Source organism: Thermovirga sp., from assembly GCA_012523215.1.
GTDB lineage: Bacteria > Synergistota > Synergistia > Synergistales > Thermovirgaceae > 58-81.
The window spans coordinates 1-4,103 of the sequence record JAAYIZ010000002.1 but is presented as its reverse complement, the minus strand read 5'-3'; the positions used below and the strand labels follow the sequence as shown (position 1 = coordinate 4,103).

The window sequence follows — 4,103 nt, the reverse complement described above, 5'->3', positions numbered from 1 at the left end:
GGTAAATTATCGCCCCAGGCAGGGTGAATTATCCGCTACAACGTTGTTTTGTCTTATTCAGTTTTCGGCATTTTCCGAAGATCTATGAGATTCTAAAAGGTCCAGGATAATGAATGGCCTGGATCAGGCTCCGATTGTTTACAAAGGAAGTGGTCTTTTGCATATAGCCGTGTTGATCAAACAGGTGCCCGACTCGGATGATGTCCGAATGGATGAGGAGACAGGGACGATGATTCGAGAAGGAGCGGGGGCGATAATAAATCCACTGGACCTTCATGCCCTTCAAGAGGCCTTGGTGATTCGTTCTTTAAAGAGCGGTAAAGTAACCGCCCTGTCGATGGGCCCCTCCCAGGCAGAAGCCGCTCTCCGCGAGGCACTGGCCCTTGGGGCTGATGATGTGGTCTTCTTGAGCGACCCCTGTTTCGCGGCTTCGGATACCTATGCCACGGCCCGGGTATTGGCGGCCGCGTGCGAAAAAACCGGCCCCTATGACCTTATCCTCGCCGGCGAGAAGGCCACCGATGGCGAGACGGGACAAGTAGGGCCTGAAGTAGCCGTCATGCTGGGTATTCCTTTCAGTACTTATGTCAGCCGGATTGAATTCCATGGGGTCGACGCCGTGGTGGTAACTCGTACCGTTGAGGACGGCATAGAAAGACAAAAACTCCTCCTGCCCTGCCTGCTGACGGTCCTCAGGAACATCAACGAACCGTCCATGCCGACCCTTTCAGGAAAGAAAGCAGCCCGCAGAGCCGCTTTCCCAGTCCAGGGCTTGGACTTCCTTGGCCTATCACCCGATGAAACAGGACTGAATGGGTCTGCTACCAGGGTTGTAAAGATATTCCACCCTCAGATTGAGAGGACGCCGAGGCTTTTCAAAGGAGAAGAAATCTGGGAAGGGATCAAGGAACTACTCGAGGAACTTGAAAGCCGCGGCATTCTTGGGAAGGCGGCCTTGCCATGAGACGAGGGTCTCCCTCAAAGGGCTTTCTCGTTCTCGGAGAGATAAGATCTGGATGTCTCCATTCAGCGACCTTGGAGTTGACTTCAAAAGCTCGCCTTCTAGCCGACAATCTGGGGATTGAGGTTTCAACCCTGTTGATGTACTCCGAGATTGATACGGAACCGGAAACGCTGGTCCACTACGGAGCAGATCGGGTTCTTTGTGTCCGGGATGACCGTTTGAGCCTCTTCGATCAGGAGGTTCATTCCAAGATTCTATGCAGAATAATAGAAGAGATCGACCCTGAAATGGTGCTGGCCCCAGCTACAACATCGGGTCGAACCATTATGCCCGCCGTCGCTGCCATGTTGGGGACGGGCTTGACCGCCGACTGCACGGAGCTTGAGATCGACCCCGATACGGGACTGCTCCTTCAAACGCGCCCGGCTATCGGCGGTAACATCATGGCCACCATAAAAACACCCGAGCGCCGTCCGCAGATGGCCACCGTCAGACCTAGGACCTTTGCCATCCCAGCACCGAATCCCGATAGAAGGGGCCGTGTCACGGCGATGACCTTTACGGATCAATGCTTCGAGAGCCGGATCAAGCCCCTTGGACATGAGCGTTTCCAGGAGGACGACGTCAACATCCAGGACCGGGATATAATCGTCTCCGGTGGCAAGGGCATGAAAAAAGAGGATAAATTCAGTCTTCTCAGGGAACTGGCCGGCCTTCTGGATGGGGGGGTAGGGGCCAGCCGGGCGGCGGTGGATAATAAATGGATTGGCTACTCTCACCAGGTTGGCCTCAGCGGAAAGGTGGTCGCCCCGAAAGTTTACTTCGCCGTGGGAATCTCAGGGTCGGTCCAACACCTCGCCGGGATGCAAACCGCCGAACTCGTAGTAGCCATCAACAAGGATCCGGAAGCCCCAATCTTTCGGGTGGCGGATATCGGTCTCTGCGGCGACCTGTTCGACATCGTGCCCAGAGTGATAGAGGGTATCAGGGCCAGGGAAGGGGTCTCAGGATGACCTACTATGCCACCGTAACCGAAGAGATCGTAAAGGATCTCCAAAGGTTAGTGGGAGCCCACAACGTCGCCACAGACCCGGAGAAGCTTGCGACTTACTCCCGTGATGAAGTCGGGCTGCAGTTCTGGGACCGGGAATACCGAGCCGAAGTGCTGGTCTTTCCCGAGAGCACAGGGCACGTGTCAGCGGTACTGGCCTACGCTGATTCCCGGAAGATCCCCGTGACGCCCCGCGGCGCGGGGACCGGCCTCTCGGGAGGCGCGGTGCCGGCTTTTGGCGGCATCGTCATGGCCTTCGATAGGATGAACCGTATCCTGGAGATTGACCTGGAGAATTTTACACTCACAGCGGAGCCCGGTGTGGTGACCGCCGAGATACAGTCGGCTGCCGCCAGGCATGGCCTGGAGTACGCTGGTGACCCCTGCAGCGGGGACGCATCCTTTATCGGGGGCAATGTTGCGGAGAATGCCGGGGGAAACAAAGTCATAAAGTACGGCACGACAGGTGCCAACGTCCTGGCCCTTGAAGTAGTTTTGCCCTCCGGGAAGGTGACCTGGTTTGGGGGCAAGAGGCGAAAAGATGTCACTGGTCTGGACCTGGTCCATCTTATGATCGGATCGGAAGGTATCCTGGGCGTTGTAACCAAGGTGGTGCTCAAACTAGTCCCCAGGCATGAGAGAGTGGTCGACCTCCTCGTTCCCTTCGGCACCGTTGAGGAAGCAATAACCCTCGTGCCCAGGCTTATGAGGGAGATCAAAATGGTCCCCTCCTCGCTGGAGTTCATGGATAGGAACTCCCTACGCATCGTATCGAGGTATATCGGAAGTCCGCTGCCCTATGAGAATGCCGGCGCTCACCTGATAATTCAGATCGAAGGCAACGACATGGAAGCCCTTTCAGACCAGTACGAGAGGGTCGGGGATTTCTGCCTGGAAAAGGGAGCCCTGGAGGTTTTCGTGGCGGACAACCGTAATTTTCGCGATCTGCTGTGGAAAACCCGCAAGAATATCGCCGAAGCGATTATAGTCTTTTACACGAAATATGCGAAAGAAGACCTGGTGGTTCCCACGAGCAATATACCCTCCCTTTTAACGAGCCTCGATGAGGTTTGCCGGAAATATAGACTCGAGGCAGTCAATTTCGGCCACGTGGGCGACGGAAATATCCATGTCAACCTCTTGGCCGACGAAGACAGCGAGGATTGGCATGAGCTCATCGAAGAGGCCAGGAAGGATCTTTACCGTTCGACCAGGGATCTAGGCGGCACTCTTTCCGGGGAGCATGGCGTGGGACTTAAGCGAAAGGCCTATCTTGGGATGTTCCTCGACAAGACCCAGATGGAACTTATCAGCGGGATAAAAAGGGTGTTCGATCCCCACTTCATCCTCAACCCGGGGAAGATCGTCGACCCATGACGGCAAGCCCCCGGGCCTGCCGTGACAACCCTCTAGCCTTTGCCAGGGCGTAATCCTGCCTCCACTCTGGTATGATACGGGCATCCCGCGAGGGACATAACACAACTCCGGTAAGGAGGTGTGCCCCTTATGAAAGGCAAAACTACTTTTTATGTAGTCCTTTTGCTTTCATTCATTCTGGCCACTCAGGTTGCCCTTTTTGCCCAGGAATGGTTCGAACAGCCCCTTTTTCCTGAAGAAGCTTCGGGAAAAGGACCTTGCTGGGGGGCCTGGTTCTTCGACGGGAGCCGATGGTTCAGAGAGGCAGTAGCTCCTGAAAAAGAGGGCGCAACCCGGTATTTCGCCGATGTCTTCGGTCACTGGTACAGCCTGGAACTCTCCTCCGGGGTGCTTGCCCCGGCGGACTCTCCAAGATGGTATCCCTGGGATGACACGCCCGAAAGGAGGGGGCTTCCCCCTAAGGGACGGGACGAGGTTCTCTCCGGTGAGGAAAGGACTTCCTTCCGGATGGGGGAATGGGAGAATTATTTCGGAGGCTGGTTTAGAAGGATCAGTCCCCCCGGTCTCCAACCCTTCGGTGTTACCCACCTGATCGACAGCGTGGGTAACTGCTATATCCTGGTAGTATACCCGGGCGCCTCCCCGAGACCTGTCGAGAGGTTCGCCTGGTTCACCGGTTTACCTTCGGGTTGGGTAGTAAAACCGGGAACG

Annotated in this window: 4 protein-coding genes; all 4 read left to right on the top strand. The window is 55.8% G+C overall.

Annotation, left to right across the window (positions count from 1 at the left end; all coding sequences use genetic code 11):
* Positions 1-157 precede the first annotated feature (157 nt).
* Positions 158-964 (top strand): electron transfer flavoprotein subunit beta/FixA family protein, encoded by an 807-nt coding sequence (locus tag GX108_00070; protein NLO55442.1) that lies wholly within the window; start codon positions 158-160, stop codon positions 962-964.
* Entirely contained in the window at positions 961-1,977 is a 1,017-nt protein-coding gene (locus GX108_00065) for an electron transfer flavoprotein subunit alpha/FixB family protein (protein NLO55441.1), read from the top strand. Before GX108_00070 ends, GX108_00065 begins: the two co-directional genes overlap by 4 nt.
* Positions 1,974-3,392: an FAD-binding protein gene (locus tag GX108_00060; GenBank protein ID NLO55440.1), complete on the top strand. Its 1,419-nt coding sequence runs from the start codon at positions 1,974-1,976 to the stop codon at positions 3,390-3,392. Before GX108_00065 ends, GX108_00060 begins: the two co-directional genes overlap by 4 nt.
* A gap of 129 nt (positions 3,393-3,521) precedes the next feature.
* On the top strand, positions 3,522-4,103 hold a 582-nt coding region (locus GX108_00055), incomplete at its 3' end, for a hypothetical protein (protein NLO55439.1).